The organism is Aeromonas sp. FDAARGOS 1403 (genome assembly GCF_019047325.1).
Taxonomy (GTDB): domain Bacteria; phylum Pseudomonadota; class Gammaproteobacteria; order Enterobacterales; family Aeromonadaceae; genus Aeromonas; species Aeromonas dhakensis.
The window spans coordinates 262,921-282,642 of record NZ_CP077249.1 but is presented as its reverse complement, the minus strand read 5'-3'; the positions used below and the strand labels follow the sequence as shown (position 1 = coordinate 282,642).

21 protein-coding genes are annotated in these 19,722 nt (G+C 59.2%); 15 read left to right on the top strand and 6 right to left on the bottom strand.

The annotated features are described in order from the left end of the window. Positions 1–11: 11 nt before the first annotated feature. Positions 12–1,337, bottom strand: coding sequence for an outer membrane channel protein TolC (gene tolC / locus I6L33_RS01415; protein ID WP_139397736.1), 1,326 nt, complete (start codon positions 1,335–1,337; stop codon positions 12–14). A 305-nt stretch (positions 1,338–1,642) separates the two neighbouring features. Here tolC and nudF point away from each other — a divergent pair, with 305 nt between their 5' ends. The 12 genes from nudF to I6L33_RS01355 all read left to right on the top strand — a co-directional run bounded on the left by nudF (position 1,643) and on the right by I6L33_RS01355 (position 13,374). Beyond that, positions 1,643–2,284, top strand: a complete 642-nt coding sequence (nudF, locus tag I6L33_RS01410) for an ADP-ribose diphosphatase (protein ID WP_026139168.1) — start codon at positions 1,643–1,645, stop codon at positions 2,282–2,284. Between the two features lies 1 nt (position 2,285). Then, positions 2,286–2,732, top strand: coding sequence for a DUF1249 domain-containing protein (locus I6L33_RS01405; RefSeq protein WP_010636038.1), 447 nt, complete (start codon positions 2,286–2,288; stop codon positions 2,730–2,732). A gap of 26 nt (positions 2,733–2,758) precedes the next feature. Continuing rightward, positions 2,759–3,577: a 3',5'-cyclic-AMP phosphodiesterase gene (gene cpdA / locus I6L33_RS01400; RefSeq protein WP_126880572.1), complete on the top strand. Its 819-nt coding sequence runs from the start codon at positions 2,759–2,761 to the stop codon at positions 3,575–3,577. A 9-nt stretch (positions 3,578–3,586) separates the two neighbouring features. After that, positions 3,587–4,174, top strand: a complete 588-nt coding sequence (locus I6L33_RS01395; RefSeq protein WP_042006181.1) for a YqiA/YcfP family alpha/beta fold hydrolase — start codon at positions 3,587–3,589, stop codon at positions 4,172–4,174. A gap of 2 nt (positions 4,175–4,176) precedes the next feature. Continuing rightward, a complete protein-coding gene (locus I6L33_RS01390; RefSeq protein WP_042006180.1) occupies positions 4,177–4,800 on the top strand; it encodes an NUDIX hydrolase in 624 nt (207 codons plus the stop codon). 37 nt (positions 4,801–4,837) lie between these two features. Then, a complete protein-coding gene (locus tag I6L33_RS01385) occupies positions 4,838–5,239 on the top strand; it encodes a GFA family protein (RefSeq protein ID WP_042006178.1) in 402 nt (133 codons plus the stop codon). A gap of 117 nt (positions 5,240–5,356) precedes the next feature. Next, the gene (locus I6L33_RS01380) at positions 5,357–5,575 is read left to right on the top strand and encodes a DUF1656 domain-containing protein (protein WP_005305321.1); all 219 of its coding nucleotides are present in this window, start codon (positions 5,357–5,359) and stop codon (positions 5,573–5,575) included. After that, positions 5,568–6,434, top strand: coding sequence for an HlyD family secretion protein (locus I6L33_RS01375; RefSeq protein WP_042006176.1), 867 nt, complete (start codon positions 5,568–5,570; stop codon positions 6,432–6,434). The genes I6L33_RS01380 and I6L33_RS01375 overlap by 8 nt, the downstream gene beginning before the upstream one ends. Before the next feature lies 1 nt (position 6,435). After that, positions 6,436–8,445: an FUSC family protein gene (locus I6L33_RS01370; RefSeq protein WP_216973435.1), complete on the top strand. Its 2,010-nt coding sequence runs from the start codon at positions 6,436–6,438 to the stop codon at positions 8,443–8,445. 114 nt (positions 8,446–8,559) lie between these two features. Then, positions 8,560–10,455, top strand: a complete 1,896-nt coding sequence (gene parE / locus I6L33_RS01365; protein WP_216973434.1) for a DNA topoisomerase IV subunit B — start codon at positions 8,560–8,562, stop codon at positions 10,453–10,455. An 83-nt stretch (positions 10,456–10,538) separates the two neighbouring features. Beyond that, on the top strand, positions 10,539–12,833 hold the full coding sequence (gene parC, locus I6L33_RS01360; RefSeq protein WP_201899968.1) for a DNA topoisomerase IV subunit A: 2,295 nt from the start codon (positions 10,539–10,541) through the stop codon (positions 12,831–12,833). A 112-nt stretch (positions 12,834–12,945) separates the two neighbouring features. Further along, complete coding sequence (locus I6L33_RS01355) at positions 12,946–13,374, top strand: hypothetical protein (RefSeq protein WP_157850303.1); 429 nt, start codon at positions 12,946–12,948, stop codon at positions 13,372–13,374. A gap of 626 nt (positions 13,375–14,000) precedes the next feature. Here the strand turns inward: I6L33_RS01355 and I6L33_RS01350 are convergent. Beyond that, a complete protein-coding gene (locus tag I6L33_RS01350) occupies positions 14,001–14,909 on the bottom strand; it encodes a LysR family transcriptional regulator (protein ID WP_216973433.1) in 909 nt (302 codons plus the stop codon). A gap of 87 nt (positions 14,910–14,996) precedes the next feature. Here I6L33_RS01350 and I6L33_RS01345 point away from each other — a divergent pair, with 87 nt between their 5' ends. Then, a complete protein-coding gene (locus I6L33_RS01345) occupies positions 14,997–16,241 on the top strand; it encodes an MFS transporter (protein ID WP_216973432.1) in 1,245 nt (414 codons plus the stop codon). Positions 16,242–16,396: 155 nt separating this feature from the next. On the opposite strand, the gene I6L33_RS01340 is transcribed toward I6L33_RS01345, so the two are convergent. The 3 genes from I6L33_RS01340 to I6L33_RS01330 all read right to left on the bottom strand — a co-directional run bounded on the left by I6L33_RS01340 (position 16,397) and on the right by I6L33_RS01330 (position 18,192). Next, positions 16,397–16,972 (bottom strand): disulfide bond formation protein B, encoded by a 576-nt coding sequence (locus tag I6L33_RS01340; protein ID WP_216973431.1) that lies wholly within the window; start codon positions 16,970–16,972, stop codon positions 16,397–16,399. Positions 16,973–16,981: 9 nt separating this feature from the next. Further along, the gene (locus I6L33_RS01335; protein ID WP_010636050.1) at positions 16,982–17,140 is read right to left on the bottom strand and encodes a DUF5993 family protein; all 159 of its coding nucleotides are present in this window, start codon (positions 17,138–17,140) and stop codon (positions 16,982–16,984) included. A gap of 128 nt (positions 17,141–17,268) precedes the next feature. Next, positions 17,269–18,192 (bottom strand): LysR family transcriptional regulator, encoded by a 924-nt coding sequence (locus I6L33_RS01330; protein WP_216973430.1) that lies wholly within the window; start codon positions 18,190–18,192, stop codon positions 17,269–17,271. Between the two features lie 152 nt (positions 18,193–18,344). Here I6L33_RS01330 and I6L33_RS01325 point away from each other — a divergent pair, with 152 nt between their 5' ends. Together I6L33_RS01325 and I6L33_RS01320 are read left to right on the top strand one after the other, a co-directional pair. After that, entirely contained in the window at positions 18,345–18,767 is a 423-nt protein-coding gene (locus I6L33_RS01325) for an ester cyclase (RefSeq protein ID WP_017778357.1), read from the top strand. A gap of 196 nt (positions 18,768–18,963) precedes the next feature. Next, the gene (locus I6L33_RS01320) at positions 18,964–19,176 is read left to right on the top strand and encodes a hypothetical protein (RefSeq protein ID WP_017765356.1); all 213 of its coding nucleotides are present in this window, start codon (positions 18,964–18,966) and stop codon (positions 19,174–19,176) included. Positions 19,177–19,304: 128 nt separating this feature from the next. Here I6L33_RS01320 and I6L33_RS01315 read toward each other — a convergent pair whose 3' ends face one another. After that, the gene (locus I6L33_RS01315) at positions 19,305–19,679 is read right to left on the bottom strand and encodes a hypothetical protein (RefSeq protein ID WP_054543521.1); all 375 of its coding nucleotides are present in this window, start codon (positions 19,677–19,679) and stop codon (positions 19,305–19,307) included. Positions 19,680–19,722: the final 43 nt, after the last annotated feature.

The following is a 19,722-nucleotide window of genomic DNA, read 5'->3' as shown; positions in this document are numbered from 1 at the left end:
CATCAATCGGCTCAGGATTTGCTCTTGGCCTGAGCGGCTGGCATCAGCCCCTGGTTCACGTCTTCCAGATCCTTCTGTTCCAGCGTGCCGGCGGCCTGCTTGAGGGAGAGGATGCTCAGGATGTAGTTGTAGCGGGCCTCGGAGAGCTTCTGCTTGGCCTGGTACAGCTTGCGGGTGGAGTCCAGCACGTCGACTATGGTACGGGTGCCGACCTCGTAACCCGCTTCGGTCGCCTTCAGGGCGCTGTCGGCGGAGATGACGGACTGGCCGTAGGCGCGGACCGAGCCGATGCTGGCGTTCACGTTGTTGTAGGAGGAGCGCACCGTGCTCTGCACGTTGCGGAAGCTGCGCTCCAGCTGCTCGCTGGCGGCCACGTAGTTGAACTGGGACTGCTTGACCTGGGAGGTGGTCGCCCCGCCGGTGTAGAGCGGCAGCTTGAAGTTCAGACCTATGTTGGCCTGATTGGCGTTGCTCTCCGGGTTGCGGATCTCGTCCTTGTAGTCGCTGTAGGTGCTGGAGAGGCCGGCGCCCAGATCCAGGGTCGGCTCATGACCGGTCTTGGCCAGATCGATCTGCTCCTTGGCGATATCCTTGCCGATGCGTGCGCTGTGCAGTTGCAGGTTCTTGTCCAGTGCCAGCTCCAGCCACTTGTCGGAGTTGAACGGAGTCTTCTGCGGGCTGAAGCGATCTGTGTTGAGCACGTCCAGCTGACGGTGATCGATACCGGTCAGCTCGCGCAGGCTCTCGTAGCTGTTGTCCAGGGTGTTCTCGGCGTTGATCTCGTCCGCCAGCGCCTGGTCGCGCTCGGCCTCGGCTTCGTGCACGTCGGTGATGGCGGTCAGGCCCACTTCGAAGCGCTGCTGGGTCTGTTCCAGCTGACGTTCCACCGCGGCCTTGTTGGCGCGCACGAACTCCAGGGTGTCCATCGCCTTGAGCACGTTGAAGTAGGCCTGGGCGGTACGCAGCATCAGGTTCTGGATCTCGAGGTTGTAGGCCACGTCGGACTGGGTGGCGCTCTTCTCGGTCAGGCTCAGGTTGACCCAGTTGCTGCGGCGGTAGATGGATTGATCCAGCGACAGGGAACCGGTGGCGTTGCTGTTGGTCTGGGTGTCACCCTTGTTCTGCAGGTAGTTCAGCCCGGCACCCAGGTTGATCTGCGGCAAGAGGGCGGCGCGGGACTCGTTGATCTTCTCGAAGGCCTGGTCGCGCTTGGCTTTGGATTCCAGCAGCTGGGTATCCTTGATCTGGGCCTGTTGGTAGATATCGAGCAGGTTTTCGGCATGGGCGCCGGCGCTGACGCCCAACAACACCATGGCTGACAAGAGTGTTCTTTTCATAGATCGTTTTAACCTTATGTATTAACCCAAAGCTGTCGCTGGATGAAGGAGGGTATTGTCATTGAGCAAGCTTGATTTCAGCTTAATCACTCTACTATAAGCAAAATTTTATGCTAACTGTCTCTTTTCCAGCGACAGGAACGTCAAGGGCGAGGGTGAGTTTTCTCCCCCTCGCGCCTAGCCAAATGCCCTGTGGCTGCTAAAATCCATCCCTCTTCTCCGACGGGAGCGAGTGAATGAATGTTCATTCATGTTCCCGGATTTTATGGTCTAACCGAGCCAAGTCAAGCTGGTGGGAGTCTCGTATGTCGCAGCAAGCCTTGCCCCAAACCCGTCACTACTCTGCTGATGACGTAAAAATCATCGATAAATCATCGGGATATAACGGCTTCTTCAAGGTGAACATCTATCGCCTGCAGCACAAGTTGTTTGCGGGAGGCTGGAACGAGCCCATCGTCCGCGAGCTGTTCGAGCGTGGCCATGCCGCCGCCCTGTTGCCCTACGACCCGGTACGCGATCAGATCGTGCTGGTGGAGCAGTTTCGCATCGGCGCCATCGAGACCAGCGCCACCCCCTGGCTGCTGGAGCTGGTGGCCGGCATCATAGATGAAGGGGAGACCGCCGAGGCCGTGGTGCGGCGCGAAGCGGTGGAAGAGGCGGGCATCGAGGTCGGTCGCTGCGAGCACGCCATCAGCTATCTGGTGAGCCCGGGCGGCAGCACCGAACGGATCGAGGTCTACGTGGGCGAAGTGGATGCCAGCCAGGCCGAGGGGATCCACGGTCTGGCGGAAGAGGGGGAAGACATCCGGGTCCACGTGGTGAGCCGCGAGCAGGCCTATGCCTGGCTCAAAGAGGGGCGTATCGACAACGCCGCCTCGGTCATCGCCCTGCAGTGGCTGGCCCTCAACCACGGCGAGCTGCGTGCCCGCTGGCTGGCGGAGCGCTGAGGTGGCGCTCGTTCATACCCAGGCCAAGCGCTATGTGCCTGATTTGATGTCCTTGCAGCGTACCTGTGAGGTGAACTACATGACCCTGATGAAGCTGCTGCCCCCGGGCGGCACTGTGGGGGCGGAACGCCGTTATCAGGTAGGCAACGGCCTGCAGTTCCAGCTCACGGTGAGCGAGGAGAGCCGCTTCACCAGCCAGGTGATCCTGGCCCAGCACAACCCGGAATTGCCGAGTTATTTGCAGGCCCGGATAGAGATTCGTTTGTACCATGATGTGCGGATGGCGGAAGTGTGTGCGGCGCAACAGATTTCAAGGTTGCAACCACGTTATGATTATCCCAATAAAAATATGCACCAGCGGGATGAAAAGGAGCAGGTAAACCTGTTTCTGGCCGATTGGCTAAAATTTTGTCTCAGACATGGTACCAGCCTGATAAACATCCTCTAGTTGAACTCATAAAAAGAAGCGTGATTTTGGAAACAGAGCTACCCCAGGCGCAGGACGGCAGTGTGCGCCTGTTGCAAATTACCGACACCCACCTCTTCGCGAGTGCCGAGGGGCGGCTATTGGCCGTGCGCACTGCCGAGAGCCTGGCTGCCGTGCTGGAACGGGTGCAGGCCAATGACCATCCGTTCGATCTGATCCTCGCCACCGGGGATCTTTCCCAGGATCACAGTCCGGAGTCCTACCAGCGCTTCGCCTCCATGGTGGCGCCGCTGGCGCGCCCCATCTACTGGCTGCCCGGCAACCACGACGATGGCCCTTTGATGACCGAATACCTGCACGCGGCCGGCATCAGCGAGGCCAAGCAGCTGGTAGGCGAGCACTGGCAGGTGATCCTGCTGGATACCCAGGTGCGCGGCAAACCTCACGGGGTGCTGGGGGATCACCAGCTGGCGGCGCTGGATCAGGCGCTGCGCCAGCATCCCGAGCGTCATGCCCTGATCGCCCTGCACCATCAGGCGGTGCCGGTGGGCTGTGCCTGGCTCGATCAGCACAATCTCAAGAATGCCGACGACCTGTTTGCCGTGCTGGCCCGCCACCCGCAGCAGAAGACCATACTGTTCGGCCACGTCCACCAGGAGTTTGACGAGGTGCACCGCGGGGTGCGGCTGATCGCCAGCCCCTCCACCTGCATCCAGTTCAAACCGCTCTCCGATGGCTTCGCGCTGGACGAGTCCGGCCCGGGCTGGCGCTACCTCACCCTCTACCCGGATGGCCGCATCGCCAGCCAGGTGTGGCGCCTGCCGGTGGGGCAGTTCGTGCCCGACCCCGATGCCACCGGCTATTGAGGAGTCGCGATGAAGCCCGTACTCCTCTACCTGCACGGTTTCAACTCCTCGCCCGGTTCTGCCAAGGCGCAGCAAATGGCGGCCTGGGTGGCCGAGCACAGACCCGATATCGAGGTGGTGATCCCGGCCCAGCCCAACACCCCGGCGGCGGCCTGGGCGGCCATCGAGCAGACCATTGCCGATCTGCAGAGCCGTTATGGCAGCGCATTCAAACTTGGCGCCGTGGGCAGCTCCCTCGGCGGCTTTATGGCGACCCGGGTCAGCGAGCGATATGGCTGCCACGCCGCCCTGATCAACCCGGCGGTGCGCCCGCACGAGCTGCTCTGCGACTACCTCGGCCCCCAGACCAATCCCTACACGGGGGAGCAGTATCTACTGCTGCCTGAACACATGGATGAGCTGCGGGCGCTGGCGGTAGCGGTGAGGACCCCCGAGCGGCTCTGGGTACTGCAACAGCAGGAAGACGAGGTGCTCGACTACCGCAAGGCGCTGGACGAATACCGTTTTGCCCGCCTCTCGCTGGAGTGCGGTGGCGACCACGCCTTCGTGGCATTCGAGCGCTACCCCGCCCAGATCGTCCGTTTCCTCGGGCTTTAATAATGCAACCACCGTTGGCCGCCTTTCTGGAACAGGTGCTGGCCACGGCGCAGGCGGGCCTCACGTACTCCAAGGATCCCTTCGATATCGGCCGCTTCGAGGCGCTGCGCGCCGCCACTGTGGCGCTCATCGCCAGCCAGAGCGAGCTGGCACCTGAAGCCATCGACGACTGGATCGCCCTCGACAGCGGTTATCCTACCCCCAAGCTCGATGTGCGGGCCTTCATTCAGAACGATGCGGGCCATATCCTGCTGGTGCAGGAGCGCAGCGATGGCTGCTGGACGCTGCCGGGGGGTTGGTGCGACATCGGTGACTCGCCGGCGGGGGCCGTGGTGCGCGAAGTGGTGGAGGAGACCGGCCTGGCGTGTCGGGCCGTGCAACTGCTGGCGCTGTTCGACAAGCTCAAACACCCCCATCCGCCCCAGCTGCCCCACGCTCACAAGGCCTTCTTCCTGTGCGAGGTGACCGGCGGCCAGCTGCTGGACGAAACCGATGAAACCAAAGGGGCGGGGTACTTCTCCATCGATGACTTGCCCCCGCTCTCTCGCCATCGGGTCGTGGCGTCCCAGCTGCGCACCCTTTATGACCATCTGCTGCAGGGGCGGCGAGATACCCTGTTTGATTGATTGGCTCGGAACCTGAACCCGTCTGCAAGGAGACAGCATGATCAAGCGCATCGGCAATACCCCCATCCAGGAGCGACACAAGGCCAGCTGCCACTGCGGCGCCGTGGTGCTGGAGTTGACCCTGCCGGACGGCGTGGTGGATCCGCGCCACTGCGACTGTTCGCTCTGCCGGCGGCGGGGCGCCATCGTCGCCTCGGTGCCGCTGTCCGGCATCCGCATCCTGCAGGGGGAGGAGGTGCTGCGCTGCTACCAGTTCAATACCCGCACCGCCAAACACTACTTCTGCAGCATCTGCGGTATCTATACCCACCATCAGCGTCGCTCCAATCCGGCCCAGTATGGTTACAACCTCGCCTGCCTCGAAGGGGTCAATCCATTCGAGCTGGGCGAGGTGCCGACGCGCGACGGCATCAACCATCCGGCGGATCGGCTGGTCTGACCGGTAGGGTCTCATCTGCTTCTGTAGCGTCCTGCGGGGCTGTGATAATCTTGCCAGACCCGCCGCAGGGCGGGCCTTGAGTCCGCATTATCTCGCTTGCCAACAGGGAGCCCGCTTGTGACAACTTCAGCCCTGCCGGATCTGATCCTGGGCGCCTCTCTCTACTTTCCGCCCCTGTTCAAGGCGGTCCTGCTCGGTCTGCTGGGCTGGCTGCCGGTGCATCACCTGCTGCGTGACTGGCTCTACGGCGGGGATGTCTGGCATCCCCTGCTGATGGATCTCTCCCTGTTTATCCTCGCCGTCAGCGGCGCCCTATGGATATTGCTACATGGCTAAATCACCCCTCGCGACCCTCAAATACTTCTCCACCCTGCTGGTCTGCGCGCTGGCGCTGGCGGCGGGCTGGTGGCTGTGGAACTACTACATGCAGGGGCCTTGGACCCGGGATGGCAAGGTGCGCGCCGAGCTGGTCAGCATCACCCCCGAGGTGTCGGGCAAGATCATCAAGATAGCGGTGAAAGACAACCAGCTGGTCAAGGCGGGGGAGGAGATCTTTACCCTGGATCCCGAGCCCTACCGGATTGCGCTGGACAACGCCCTAGCGGCGCTGGCCAAGGCCAAATCGGATCTCGACAAGGCGGAGCACGAGGCGAGCCGGCGCAGTGGCCTGTCGCGCAGTGTCATCTCCGCCGAGGCGGTGGACGAGGCCCGCCTCAATGCCCAGGCGATGAGGGCGGCCTACCAGGTGGCTCAGGCCAATCTGGAGCAGGCCAGATGGTCGCTGGCCAAGACCCGGGTGCATGCCGCGAGCGACGGTTACATCACCAACCTGCAGACCCGGGTCGGCAACTATGCCAGCGCCGGCGTGCCGCTGGTGGCGCTGGTGGACATCCACTCCTTCTACGTGCAGGGCTACTTCGAGGAGACCAAGCTCAGGCACATAGCGCCGGGCAAACCGGCCGAGGTGGTGCTCTACAGCGGGGAGCAGCGGCTGCGCGGCGAGGTGGAGAGCATAGGGCGCGCCATCCACGATCAGAGCGTGGAGGGGGCCGACAACCTGCTGCTGGACGTCAAACCCAATGTGCCCTGGGTACGGCTGGCCCAGCGGGTACCGGTGCGGATCAAGCTGCTGGAGGTGCCGCCCGAACTGACGCTGATTGCAGGCACCACCTGCACCATCACCATAGGGGAGTAAGGTGGTCGCCTCGCTCTGGCGCCAGACCCCCTGGGGCAAGGCCAATGGCGGCCAGTGGCGCTACGCCCTGCGCAACAGCCTGGCTATGTGCCTGTCGCTCTGGCTGGCCTTCGTGCTGGAGCTGGACTCCCCCTACTGGGCGATGACCTCAGCCGCGGTGGTGAGCTTTCCCACCGTGGGCGGGGTCATCAGCAAGAGTCTGGGGCGGGTGGTGGGCAGCCTTATCGGTGCCATGGCGGCGGTGGTGATCACTGGCCTTGGCATCAGCGATCCCTGGCTGTTCAGCTTTCTCATCGCACTCTGGCTGGCGCTGTGCACCTATATCTCCAACCACCATCAGAACAACGTCTCCTACGCCTTTGCGCTGGCGGGCTACACCGCCGCCCTCATCGCCTTCTCCTGCGTCAACGTGACCGACCCGCAGCACATCTTCGACATCGCCCAGGCGCGGGTGAGCGAGGTGATCGTCGGCATCCTCTGCGGCGGCCTGCTGATGATGATCCTGCCCAGCACCTCCGATGGCGAGACCCTGCTGCAGTCGCTGCAAAAGACCCAGGCCCGTCTGCTGGAGCATGCCCAGCTGCTCTGGCTGGGGGAAGCGAGTCCGGAGGTGCGCACCGCCCACGAGGGGTTGATCGGCCAGATCCTCACCATGAACGTGCTGCGCATCCAGGCGGTCTGGAGCCACCACAGGTTGCGGCGACACAACAAGCTGCTCAACTTCCTGCTGCACCGCCAGCTGCGGCTCATCAGCCTCATCTCCAGCCAGCGCCGCATGCTGCACAACTGGCCGGAGCAACCTGAGGGGCTGCAGGCGCTGCTGGAGCGGTTGCTGGCCGAGCTGGGCCAGCCCGGCTGCGACAAGTACCGCATCGCCCGGCTGCTGGCCCCGCTGGTGCCGACGGCGGCCAGCGACTACCGGCTGTACACCTTCTGGCGGCGGCTGCACCACTTCTGCTGGAGCTATCTGGAGTGTCAGCGCTGGCTGGATCGGCTGGCCCGCTACGATGATCAGGAGTGGCCGGCGCCGCCGCGCCACTCCTCGCTCACCAGCCACACCGACACGCTGGAGGCGGCCTACAACGGCGGGCGCACCTTCCTCTGCGTGCTGCTCGGCTGCGCCTTCTGGATCCACAGCCAGTGGGATGCGGGCAGCTCGGCGCTGACCCTGCTCTCCATCTGCTGCGTGCTCTACTCGGCCACCCCGGCACCTGCCAAGGGGGCCAACACCATGCTCAAGGCGATCCTGCTGCTGAGCCTCATCTGTTTTGTGGTCAAGTTCGGCCTGATGATCCGCCTCGACGACTTCTGGCTCTTCTGCGCCCTGCTGTTCCCCGTGCTCATCACCATGCAGCTGTTCAAGCAGCAACAGCCCAGGCAGGCGGTGCTGTGGGGCCAGCTCATCGTGCTGCTCGGCTCCTTTCTCGCCATCACCAATCCACCGAGCTACGACTACCTGCAGTACATCAACGGCAGCCTGGGGCAGGCGCTGGGGGTGATGAGTGCCGGACTGGCGTTCCAGCTGCTGCGACCGAGCTCGGATCGGCGCAAGGGCCGCCGCCTCATCCGCACCCTGCGCCGCCACTTCATGGATCAGCTGGCGTCGGCCCCGCGCCAGAGCGAGAGCCAGTTCGAATCGCTCATCTATCACTGCATCAGCCAGCTCAGCCAGAGCCAGGATCAGACCGCCCGCCTCTGGGTGCTGCGCTGGGGCGTGGTGCTGCTCAACTGCAGCCATATCGTCTGGCAGCTGCGCCAGTGGCGCGGCGAGGATCAGCCCCTCTACCTGGTGCGCGACAACTGCATCCGCTCTCTGCAGGGGATCCTCACCGAGCAGGGGGTGCAGCACGCCTCCCTGGATCGCACCCTGGCCGAGCTGCAGCGGATCAGCGCGGCCCTGGCCAACCACAGGGAGCCGACGGCGCGGGAGCTGGCCGGCATGGTGTGGCGGCTGCACAGCTCGCTTTCCCAGTTGCAGCAGGCGCTGCCGGTGGCGGTCGAGGCGCGCTGAACGGGCCGGCGGGGCGACTTACCCCGTCCGGATCAAGCTTTGCCGCCGCCGGGTTTGTCCAATACCCTCCCAACGAGTAAGATTCTCCCCAAACGTCAATTCGCAAGGCCCTCCATGTCTACTCAATACAATGCGGATGCCATTGAGGTCCTCAATGGCCTTGAACCGGTGCGTCGCCGCCCCGGCATGTATACCGACACCACCCGGCCCAATCACCTTGGCCAGGAGGTCATCGACAACAGCGTCGACGAGGCGCTGGCGGGTCACGCCCGTACCCTGGAGGTGACCCTGTATGAAGATCAGTCTCTCGAGGTGATCGACGACGGCCGCGGCATGCCGGTCGACATCCACCCGGAGGAAGGGGTGTGCGGGGTGGAGCTGATCCTCTGCAAGCTGCACGCGGGCGGCAAGTTCTCCAACAAGAACTACCAGTTCTCCGGCGGTCTGCACGGGGTGGGTATTTCGGTGGTGAACGCCCTCTCCGATCGGGTCGAGGTGACGGTGCGCCGCGACGGCCAGGTCTATGACATCGCCTTTGAGAAGGGCGAGAAGGTGCAGGAGCTGACCATCACCGGCACCTGCGGGCGCCGCAACACCGGCACCCGGGTACGCTTCTGGCCGGAAGCCCAGTACTTCGATTCGCCCCGTTTCTCGGTCTCCAAGCTGGAGCACCTGCTCAAAGCCAAGGCGGTGCTCTGCCCGGGCCTCACCATCAAGTTCCTCGACAAGAACACCGGCATCAAGCTGGAGTGGTGCTATGAAGACGGCCTCAAGGATTACCTGGTCGACGCGGTCAAGCAGTTCACCTGCCTGCCGGAGCAGCCCTTCGTCGGCGCCTTCAGCACCGAGCAGTCGGCGGTGGACTGGGCCCTGTGCTGGCTGCCGGAAGGGGGTGAATGCCTCGCCGAATCCTATGTGAACCTGATCCCCACCGCCCAGGGCGGTACCCACGTCAACGGTCTGCGCCAGGGCCTGCTCGATGCCATGCGCGAGTTCTGCGAGTTCCGCAACCTGCTGCCGCGCGGGGTCAAGCTGACCCCAGAAGATATCTGGGATCGCTGCGCCTACATCCTCTCCATCAAGATGCAGGATCCGCAGTTTGCCGGCCAGACCAAGGAGCGGCTCTCTTCCCGTCAGAGCTCGGCGTTCGTCTCCGGCGTGGTGAAGGATGCCTTCAGCCTTTACTTGAACAGCAACACCGAGCTGGCCGAACAGCTGGCCGAGCTCTGCATCTCCAGCGCCCAGCGCCGGATGCGCGCCGCCAAGACGGTAGTGCGCAAGAAGATAACGCAAGGCCCGGCATTGCCCGGCAAGCTCACCGACTGCGGCTGCGCCGACCCCATGCAGGGGGAGTTGTTCCTGGTGGAGGGTGACTCCGCGGGCGGCAGTGCCAAGCAGGCGCGGGATCGCGAGTTTCAGGCCATCATGCCGCTGCGTGGCAAGATCCTGAACACCTGGGAGGTGGAGGCCGGTCAGGTGCTCGCCTCGCAAGAAGTGCACGACATCTCGGTGGCCATCGGGCTCGACCCGGACTCGGACGATCTCTCCGGCCTGCGTTACGGCAAGGTGTGCATCCTGGCGGATGCGGACTCGGACGGTCTGCACATCGCCACCCTGCTCTGCGCGCTCTTTGTGAAGCACTTCCGAGCCTTGGTGGAGAAGGGGCACGTCTACGTGGCCATGCCGCCCCTCTACCGGATCGACATCGGCAAGGAGGTCTACTACGCCCTCGACGAGGACGAGAAGAACGGCGTGCTGCAGCGGGTCGAAGCCGAGAAGAAGAAGGGCAAGGTGATGGTAACCCGATTCAAGGGCCTGGGTGAGATGAACCCGAAACAGCTGCGGGAAACCACCATGGATCCCAACACTCGCCGCCTGGTGCAGCTCACCATGGGGCCAGAGGCCGAGGGGGATGAGACCCTGCAGCTGATGGACATGCTGCTGGCCAAGAAGCGGGCGAGTGATCGCCGCGAGTGGCTGGAAGAGAAGGGCAACCTCGCCATCATCTAAGCCGTCGGCTGGCCCGGACAGGGCCAGCAAGCATTTAGCCGGAGTCGCCCTGTGGCGGCTCCCGAACCGAAAGAGATAATCACATGAGTGATGCTATCGAGCTCAGTCTGGACGGGGTAGAGCGCCAGCCAATGCGCACCTTTACCGAACAGGCTTACTTGAACTACTCCATGTACGTCATCATGGATCGGGCCCTGCCGCATATCGGCGATGGCCTCAAGCCCGTGCAGCGGCGAATCATCTACGCCATGAGCGAGCTGGGTCTGTCGGCCCTCTCCAAGCACAAGAAATCCGCCCGTACCGTGGGTGATGTGCTGGGTAAGTACCACCCCCACGGCGACAGCGCCTGTTATGAAGCCATGGTGCTGATGGCACAGCCCTTCTCCTACCGCTACCCGCTGGTGGACGGTCAGGGCAACTGGGGGGCGCCGGACGATCCCAAATCCTTTGCCGCCATGCGTTATACCGAGGCGCGGCTGTCGCGCTTCTCCGAGCTGCTGCTCTCCGAGCTCGGCCAGGGCACGGTGGAGTGGACGCCGAACTTCGACGGCACCATGAAAGAGCCGGTGGTGCTGCCCGCCCGCCTGCCGCACATCCTACTCAACGGGGTGACCGGTATCGCGGTGGGGATGGCGACCGATATCCCGCCCCACAACGCGCGGGAAGTGGCCCACGCCTGCGTGGAGCTGCTGGACAACCCCAATGCCGGCCTGGATGCCCTGATGGCCCATGTGCAGGGGCCGGACTACCCGACCAATGCCGAGATCATCACGCCCCGCGACGACATCCGTAAAATCTACGAGACCGGCAAGGGCTCCATCAAGCAGCGGGCGGTGTGGAGCGAAGAGGATGGCGACATCGTCATCACGGCGCTGCCCCACCAGGCCTCCGGCGCCAAGATCATGGAGCAGATTGCCGCCCAGATGGTGGCAAAAAAGCTGCCCATGGTCACCGATCTGCGCGATGAGTCGGACCACGAGAACCCGACCCGCCTGGTCATCGTACCGCGCTCCAACCGGGTGGACGTGGAGGGGCTGATGGCCCACCTGTTCGCCACCACGGATCTGGAGAAGAACTACCGGGTCAACCTCAATATCCTGGGTCTGGACAACCGTCCCCAGGTGAAAGATCTCAAGACCATCCTCACCGAGTGGCTGAGTTTCCGCCGCGAGACGGTGCGCCGCCGCCTGCAGTATCGCCTCGACAAGGTGCTGGCCCGCCTGCACATCCTCGAAGGTTTGCTGATCGCCTACCTCAACATCGACGAGGTGATCGAGATCATCCGCACCGAGGAGGAGCCGGGCCGGGTGATGATGGAGCGCTTCAACATCAGCGAGACCCAGGCCGAGGCGATCCTCGAGCTCAAACTGCGCCACCTGGCCAAGCTCGAAGAGTTCAAGCTGCGCGCCGAACAGAACGAACTGGCGGAAGAGCGCGACAAGCTGGAACAGATCCTGGGTTCCGAGCGCCGTCTCAGTACCCTGCTGAAGAAAGAGATCCTGGCGGACGCCGAGAAGTATGGCGACGATCGCCGCACCCCGCTGGTGGAGCGCGCCACCGCCGTGGCGCTGACCGAGAAAGAGCTCACCCCGAGCGAGCCGGTCACCGTGATCCTCTCTGACAAGGGCTGGGTGCGCGCCGCCAAGGGCCACGACGTGGATGTGGAAGGCCTCTCCTACAAGGCGGGGGATAACTATCTCGCCCACGCCCATGGCCGCAGCAACCAGCAGGCGGTGTTCCTCTCCACCCTGGGGAGAACCTACTCGCTGGAGGCCCATACCCTGCCGTCGGCCCGCAGTCAGGGCGAGCCGCTCACCGGTCGCTTTGCGCTGGGGGCTGGCGAAGAGGTACGCCATCTGGTGATGGGCAACGAGGGCGAGCCGTATCTGATCTGTTCCGACGCCGGTTACGGCTTCGTCTGCAAATATGACGACCTCATTGGCAAGAACAAGAACGGCAAGGCGCTGCTCACCGTGCCGGAAGGGGGCCTGGTGATGGCACCCCAGAAGATAGGCGCGCCGGAGACCGATCTCTGCATGGCCATCTCCAACGAGGGGCGCATGTTGCTGTTCCCGTTGAGCACACTGCCGGTGCTCGGCAAGGGCAAGGGCAACAAGCTCATCAGCATCCCCTCTGCGCGCGTGAAGGCACGGGAGGAGTTTGTGGTGATGGCCGCCGTCATCCCGCAAGGCCAGTCGGTGACCCTGTTTGCCGGCAAGCGCAAGCTGACCCTCAAGCCATCTGACCTTGACTACTACCGCGGCGAACGCGGTCGCCGCGGCGCCAAGCTGCCCCGCGGTTTGCAGCGAGTCGATCGCATCGAGATTGAAACTGTCGCCGGCGCCGAACCGGTAGCAGGGGAAAATCAGGAAGGGTAATTAATATAGAAGGGCGCGAAAGCGCCCTTCTTATTAAAATGATTTTATGTCGATTATTAAATGAATATCTTTAGGTATAACTATTGATTGTATATATTTATATAGGGCTTATATGTCACATGATGCGCTTGAACAGTTGAAATGGGTTTACTCTAGTCTTTCTGGGATTTGTTTGGCTGTGATCTTAACAACTTTAACTCTTGAGTCGAGTGTAATCGATGACAGTTTAACCTTACAAATAGCTATTGGGTTATTTGTGATTGCTCTAATTATTTTTTCATGTTTTACGATAGTACACATTGCTATATCTGGTGAAAAGACCAGTGACGACATTAATGGAATTGAAGATAATTTATCAATACCTTGGGTGAAGTTATTAACATCATGCGCATTCATGATTCTTTATTATGCGTTTTTCTTTTTAATTTCTCACATTAACATTTTTTTTGGTGTTACTTATGCAGTAACATCATTGTTATTACTTCCATTAACGAATTATTTTTTGAAAAAATTCAATGTTGAACTCCAGTTTTTTAATTGACGCTTAGTTTCTTTAAGAATAAAAATATAGGACGATAATGTTGGTTTAGGTTTTATTGGTAATATACAGGCCGTAGGTCTGATTAGCGAAGCGTAATCAGACGATCGCGAAAACAGTTACCCCAATTCTGCTGCTGCTCCAGCTGATCTCTTCTCTATGTCCATCGCCACCGGGATTGCAGAGCTGTAGGTCTGATTAGCGAAGCGTAATCAGACGATCGTGAAAACAGGTTGCCGTTATTTTGTTGATGCTCCAGCTGATCTCTTCTCTATGTCCATCGCCATCGCCACCGGGATTGCAGTGCGGACGATTACGCTTCGCTAATCGACCCTACGCGCTACGCGCTCCTGCTTGATTTAACGCTCTACTAGTTGTCGATGGCTTGCTCCCCCTCATCCCCGACCCTTCTCCCGCAAGGGGAGAAGGGAGCCCAGACCGCAGCATTTTTGGAATGCGTGACATCTATGGCTACAGGTTGGCAGGCGCTGGTTCCCTCTCCCTTTGGGAGAGGGTCAGGGTGAGGGGCGCAGGTTGGATTAGTGACGCATGCTTGAGTGATAGAATCTGGTTGGTTCACCATTTTGGTGTCTCGAAAAGTCAGCCTGGTGAGACGTTACCGATTTTAGCTACTGATAACTCATGATGTTTTGCCGTATAAAATCAATAAATACGCGCGTCTTAGCCGGTAGATATTGGCGGTTTGCATAAACAGCAAACAACTGCAATGGGGCGGCGGGTAACTCAAGTTCAATTTCGACCAAGCTGCCATCATCAATAAATGCTTGGCAAGAGACCTTGGCCAGAATGGCAAACCCGACCCCGGCTATTGCTGCCTTTAGCGCCAGTTCACCACTATTGACCCGATAGTGTTCATTGACCTGAACGGTGGAAAATTCAGCGTCGGGACGAGCGAACTGCCAAGGCATGCCTTTCAGGGCGCTCACCGTGGTGATGCAGGGGAGATCCTTTAGCTGGGCCGTGTGGTTGGGAAGCCCGCATCGCTGAATAAGAGCAGGGGAACCAACCACGGTACAGGGAATAGTGGTCAGATGGCTGGCGATATAATCGCTGTCATCCAGCTTTCCTCTGTGAATGATGACGGCTATATCCAGATCTTCCCTTAATGTCTCAAATCCTGACAGGTTGGTAATACAGCTGATCTTTATTTCTGGATGCTGGCAGGCAAAGTCAGCAATGGCTGTGCCGAGCAGCTTGGGACCGGCTTCATTGGGAATGCACAGGCGCAGTGGCCCTTTCAGCTGGCTCTGCTGTGATGTCAATTCAGCCTCGGTTTGCTCCAGTGATTCCAGCAAGGGTTTTACTCGGGAATAGAGCAGCTGGCCCGCCTGGGTGAGTTTCATATGCCGAGTACTGCGTTCAATAAGCTGAAGTGATAGTCTCTCTTCTAGCTGAGCAATACTCCTGCTGATGTTTGAGGTAGGTATTTCAAGGGTCTTGGATGCGCCGACAAAACTGCCCTGTTCAACCACGGCAATAAATATCCTTGATGAGGTAAAGTCCAGGCCGGTGCGCATTTATTGTCCCTGATATGATAACAGTCTGTGCCATTCTAAAGGATAAAAATAGAGGATGGTAGGGGGTATGCTGTCTGCCTCCAAATATTGAGCGCGAACACTATGACATCAGAAAAAAACAAATCAGGTAATAAACCTCATTCTAACGGTGCAGTTATGGATATGGGGTGTGTCTGGCTGGCCGCCTTTATCCAATTGGTGAGTGCTTTGGACTTTATGATGATTATGCCACTTGGGCCTGATTTATCTTGTGCGCTAGATATCAGCCCAACCTATATAGGATATTTGGGGGGAGGGTATGCACTGGCCGCCGCATTATCATCCTTATTATGTGCCAGATATATTGATCGATTTGATAGAAAACAGGTGGCATTGCTCTCATTGCTGGGGGTCACCCTGTCCACCTGGGCATGCGCGCTGGCGTGGAATATGGAAAGCCTGTTCTTTACCCGTTTGCTGGCCGGCATATTTGCCGGTCCGGCAACGTCGATAGCGATGGCGATCGTCGTGGATGCGACGCCAGTACCACAACGTGGTCGAGCGATGGCGATAGTGATGGGGGCTTTCTCGTTGTCTGCCATTGCCGGTGTCCCCCTGGGGCTGGAGCTGGCCATGTTGAAAGGGTGGAGCGCCCCCTTTTATGCCGTTGGCGGATTGGGCTTGTGCGCCAGCGTGCTGGTATTTATGCGGCTGCCGAATATGACTGCTCACCTGGGGCGAGAGCAGAAGGTCTTTTCAATCACGGGGATGTTGAAACGCGCCGTGGTGTGGCATGCATTCATGGCAATCGGGTTGGCCATTTTCAGTACCTTCCTGATTGTCCCGAACATGGCCACCTATTTCCAGTTCAACCTCGGTGTGCCTCGCGGCGACATGAGTCAGTACTATGTCATGGGCGGCGTGGTCAGCGTACTTGCGATGCAGTTGGGGGGCTATTGGATGGACCGGGTTGGCCCAATGCACGTCACCATGTGGCTGGGAGGATTGATTATCGCCATTGTCTGGGATGGTTTCCTGGGTTCCCCCTTGTTGCCGACCATTGTTGTTTTTACCTTGTTCATGGTGGTGACGTCGACACGGACGATTACCGCTGCGGCGGTGACTAGCCAGGTTGCAGAGCCCGGGGAACGAGCAGGGTTCATGTCATTGCAGAATGTCTTCCAGCATATATTCAGCGGTTCGGCCGCCGTCGTCTCTTCGATGCTGTTGACGGATGTCGATGGTCACCTGGGCAATATGGCTAACCTGGCCTGGCTGGTGATAGCGCTGACGCTGGTGCAGCCCATATTTCTCCATCGGCTGCTGAAACGGGTATGTGTGGTGACCGAGTAACATCATGTTTTATTCATGACGAGGCAGTAGGCCGCCGGTTTGATTGGCGAGGTATGAAGATTTCCAGTGAGTGCAATGCGTCGCGCTTGCTGCCCCTTTCGGTAATATAAGACGGCCATAAAAGGTGGCGGACTGTCCGCCACCTTTGAGGGTTGTTAGCGCAGGCTCAGCAGCTCGTAGATGACGGGATTATCGGCGCACTGTCCTGCGCCGCACTCCAGTACGGTAGAGATCAGGTTTGCCGCAATCAGCAAGACAAACAGCAGGGAGGCCATACGCCCCCAGCGCGCCAGATCCAGCTTGGGCAGTGCAATAGCGAGCCCGTCCCGCACCATCAATATCAGGGCGACGGCCAATATGATCAGCAGAGCGCTGATCAGCGACCAGCTATAAAAGTGCAGCCCGAGAAAGGTGGAACCATAGCCGGGATCGCCGGGCAGAATATGCAGCAGCACCTGCCGGGCGCCGATCATGGCGGTGGTCAGCGCGCCGACAATCACTATGCCGTAGTGGGCCCCTTTTGCGCCAAATTGCAGGTTGAACATAAAGCCGAAACCGGCGACCACAAGGCCGACCCGCTGCAATAAACACAAGGGGCAGGGCAGTTCGGCCAGATAGAGCTGGTAATAGAAGGCGACGATCAGGGTCAGGCAGATGCCGGCCAGCCCCAACGTATCGAGCAGTTGTGGCAGGTCACTCTTCGCGGCTGTTGAGGAGGTCGAAAGGCTCATGGCGGGCTCCTAGAACGAGAGGGTGAGCGGGTCGGTCACATGGTGCATAAAGGAGAGCAGGGTCACTACCAGCAACAGGGCCCAAAGCAGATAGGAGGCTCCTCGCTTGTTCATCAAGATGCTGATCCCCGTTATCAATGCCAGCAAGAAGGGCAAAAACATATACATGTCATATCTCCTTATCGTGGTGAGCCGGGCTCACAAGGCCTTGAGTATATAGCGCGCGGACGGTTTCCAGATAGCGCCCACCGAGACCGGATAACCGGTAATAAGCCATTATGGGGAGGACAACAGGGTCAGCAAGATAATGCCTCGCGCCAGCACTGTTCATAATCGAACTGTTGAAACTCCTCCTTGATAAATTCGATAAATATCCTGGTCTTGGACGGGGTAAAGAGTCTATTCGCATAAGCCATGCCGATGGATAGATCGGGTAATCGCCAGTCGGTGAGCACAGGTTTAAGACGCTGGCTGCGTAGCTCGTCATAAATGGCATAAACAGGCTGTGCCAGGATCCCCATTCCGTTTCTGGCATTGGCGAGCAGGATTTGGGCATCGTTGGACTCAATGGTAGGGGTGGTTGGCACCCGTACTTTTATCGAGCCATTCATCATGATCAGCTCTTTGGGATTGTGGTGGCTGTAGAGCAACAGCTGATGTTTTGTCAGATCGTGCGGCGTCTGCGGGTCGCCATAACGCTCAATATATTCGGGAGAGGCCGCCAGAATGCGTGGTGCTACTGCCAATGGCTGAATAACAAGACTGGAGTCCGGCTCTACCTCTCGTGAGCGAATACTGATATCAATATTGTTTTCGATAATATCCAGATAGCGATTATTGGCGATCAGCTCGACCTGAATGCCGGGATATTTAGCCATGAATTTGGGGATCAAGGGGGAGATGACATTCAGCATCAGTGACAGCGAGGCCGTCAATTTCAAGATCCCGGTTGGCATTCCTGTTTTGATGTTGACTTCATCAATGGCTTCTCGCATCTCATTCAGCGCTGTTTTACAGCGGGTATAGAAGTGCTCGCCTATTTCGGTGACAAACAGGCGTCGGGTCGTTCGCTCGACGAGCCGTGCATTGAGTCGCTGCTCCAGCGAAGCCAGATGCCTGCTGGCGGCAGGGTTGGACAAACTCAGTGTATCGGCGGCCTTGCTGATGCTCCCCAATTCGACAACCTGCACAAAGACCTCGTATTCAGTCCATTTATCCATGGATTATTCCTGATTTTATAAAAGAGATTTCCTGTTATTGCATTTATCATCACTTGCCATGTTTGTAGTATGGCGCCCTGGCAGTCACAGATATTCTATGCATCATATTTCCTAGTTAAATTCAAAGTCAATTAATAAGGTTGGAATCATTTATGAACAAGAACGTCGACACAGTTATCAACTATTTCAAATATTGCGTGGATGGCAAGGATGTTGCGAGAGTGAGTGAGTATTTTTCGGATGATTTATGTATATTCAGGCCTGACTGTGCAGAGCCAATTACAACGCTTGAGCAATTCAAAGAGTCATTGTCCGCCTGTGTGGTCGAACGGTATGAGTCCATTGAGACCACCTTTCAAAAAATAATGAGCTCGGAAGATGAGGTATTCGTTGCATTGACCCACGTAGCGAAAGGCTCAAATACCTGGAAAGGGTTTGATGTCACCGGTAAGGATGTGACCTGGAGTGCCTTGACCTATTTCAGGTTCAATGCTGAGGGCAAGGTAGTGGAGGAGATCGTTGAGCGCAACGAGCTGGCTATGGCCAAACAGCTGGGAATCGTTGATTTTGCGTGAAGCAGGCGAGATTGCTGATGTCAGATGTGAACTATCAGGGATAGCTGTCTTCAGGGCCAGAATCTGACTAGCGCAGTATGGTCATCTATGGGTGAAAACAGGCTACCACGGTGCTTCTGACAAATGTCGATAGCGTCGCGCTCATCGCTCTGCTCGCTAAGCTTGAAGGGTGTAGCACAATGCCGGGAGGCCAATCATGGAAACAGAGAAAGCCATCGGGCTGATCGAGGCCCACGGAGTCTTTCACGGGGATCACTACAGCTTCAACAGCGGCGAGTTCGTGCAGTGGTGCCAGGAAGATGCCCACCAGACCCTCAGCCTGGAGCAGGCCAATCACGAGTTGGCGCCCTTCTGCATCCGGGTCGGTTTCGCCGAACCGGTCCGGTCGTGGCGTTACTATCTCACCTGAACTACCTCACCTGAGATGTGAAGCAGAGGGCGGGACGAGCCGCGCGATGCGGTGAGTCAGTGAAAAAGGAGCCGGCAAGGCTCCTTTCTTGTGATGGGCTGGGCGCCGGGCGAAGGCGTAGAGTGGCCCTAGTTGTCGAAGTTCCAGGCAATGGGCAGCTCAAGATCGAAGACGAGCTGATCCCCGTCGAGGGTAAAAGCCACGCTGGTCTGGTGCTGGTCATATTCGTCGATAAGCCGGCAGCTCTCGGCGAAGTTGGACTCGTAGTTGAGGCGCGCACTGCCGCCGGTGTTAGCCTCGTCGAGTTCTACCTCCAGTACCCGCAGTGGATCTTTCTGGCTGAGCTTGACCCGGCTGTCACCCACATCCACCAGTCGCTCCAGCAGGGGGAAGAAGTCCTGTCTGTGGGCCTCGATGGCTTGGGCGATAGCCTGCTCCAGCTCGGCGCGGCTGGCAAGGGGGCCATTTAACGTGTAGCGGCTCTGTATCCTCTCCTGGGTCATGCTCAGTACCTCTCAGATGTTGCCGGCGGGGGTCTTAGTCCTG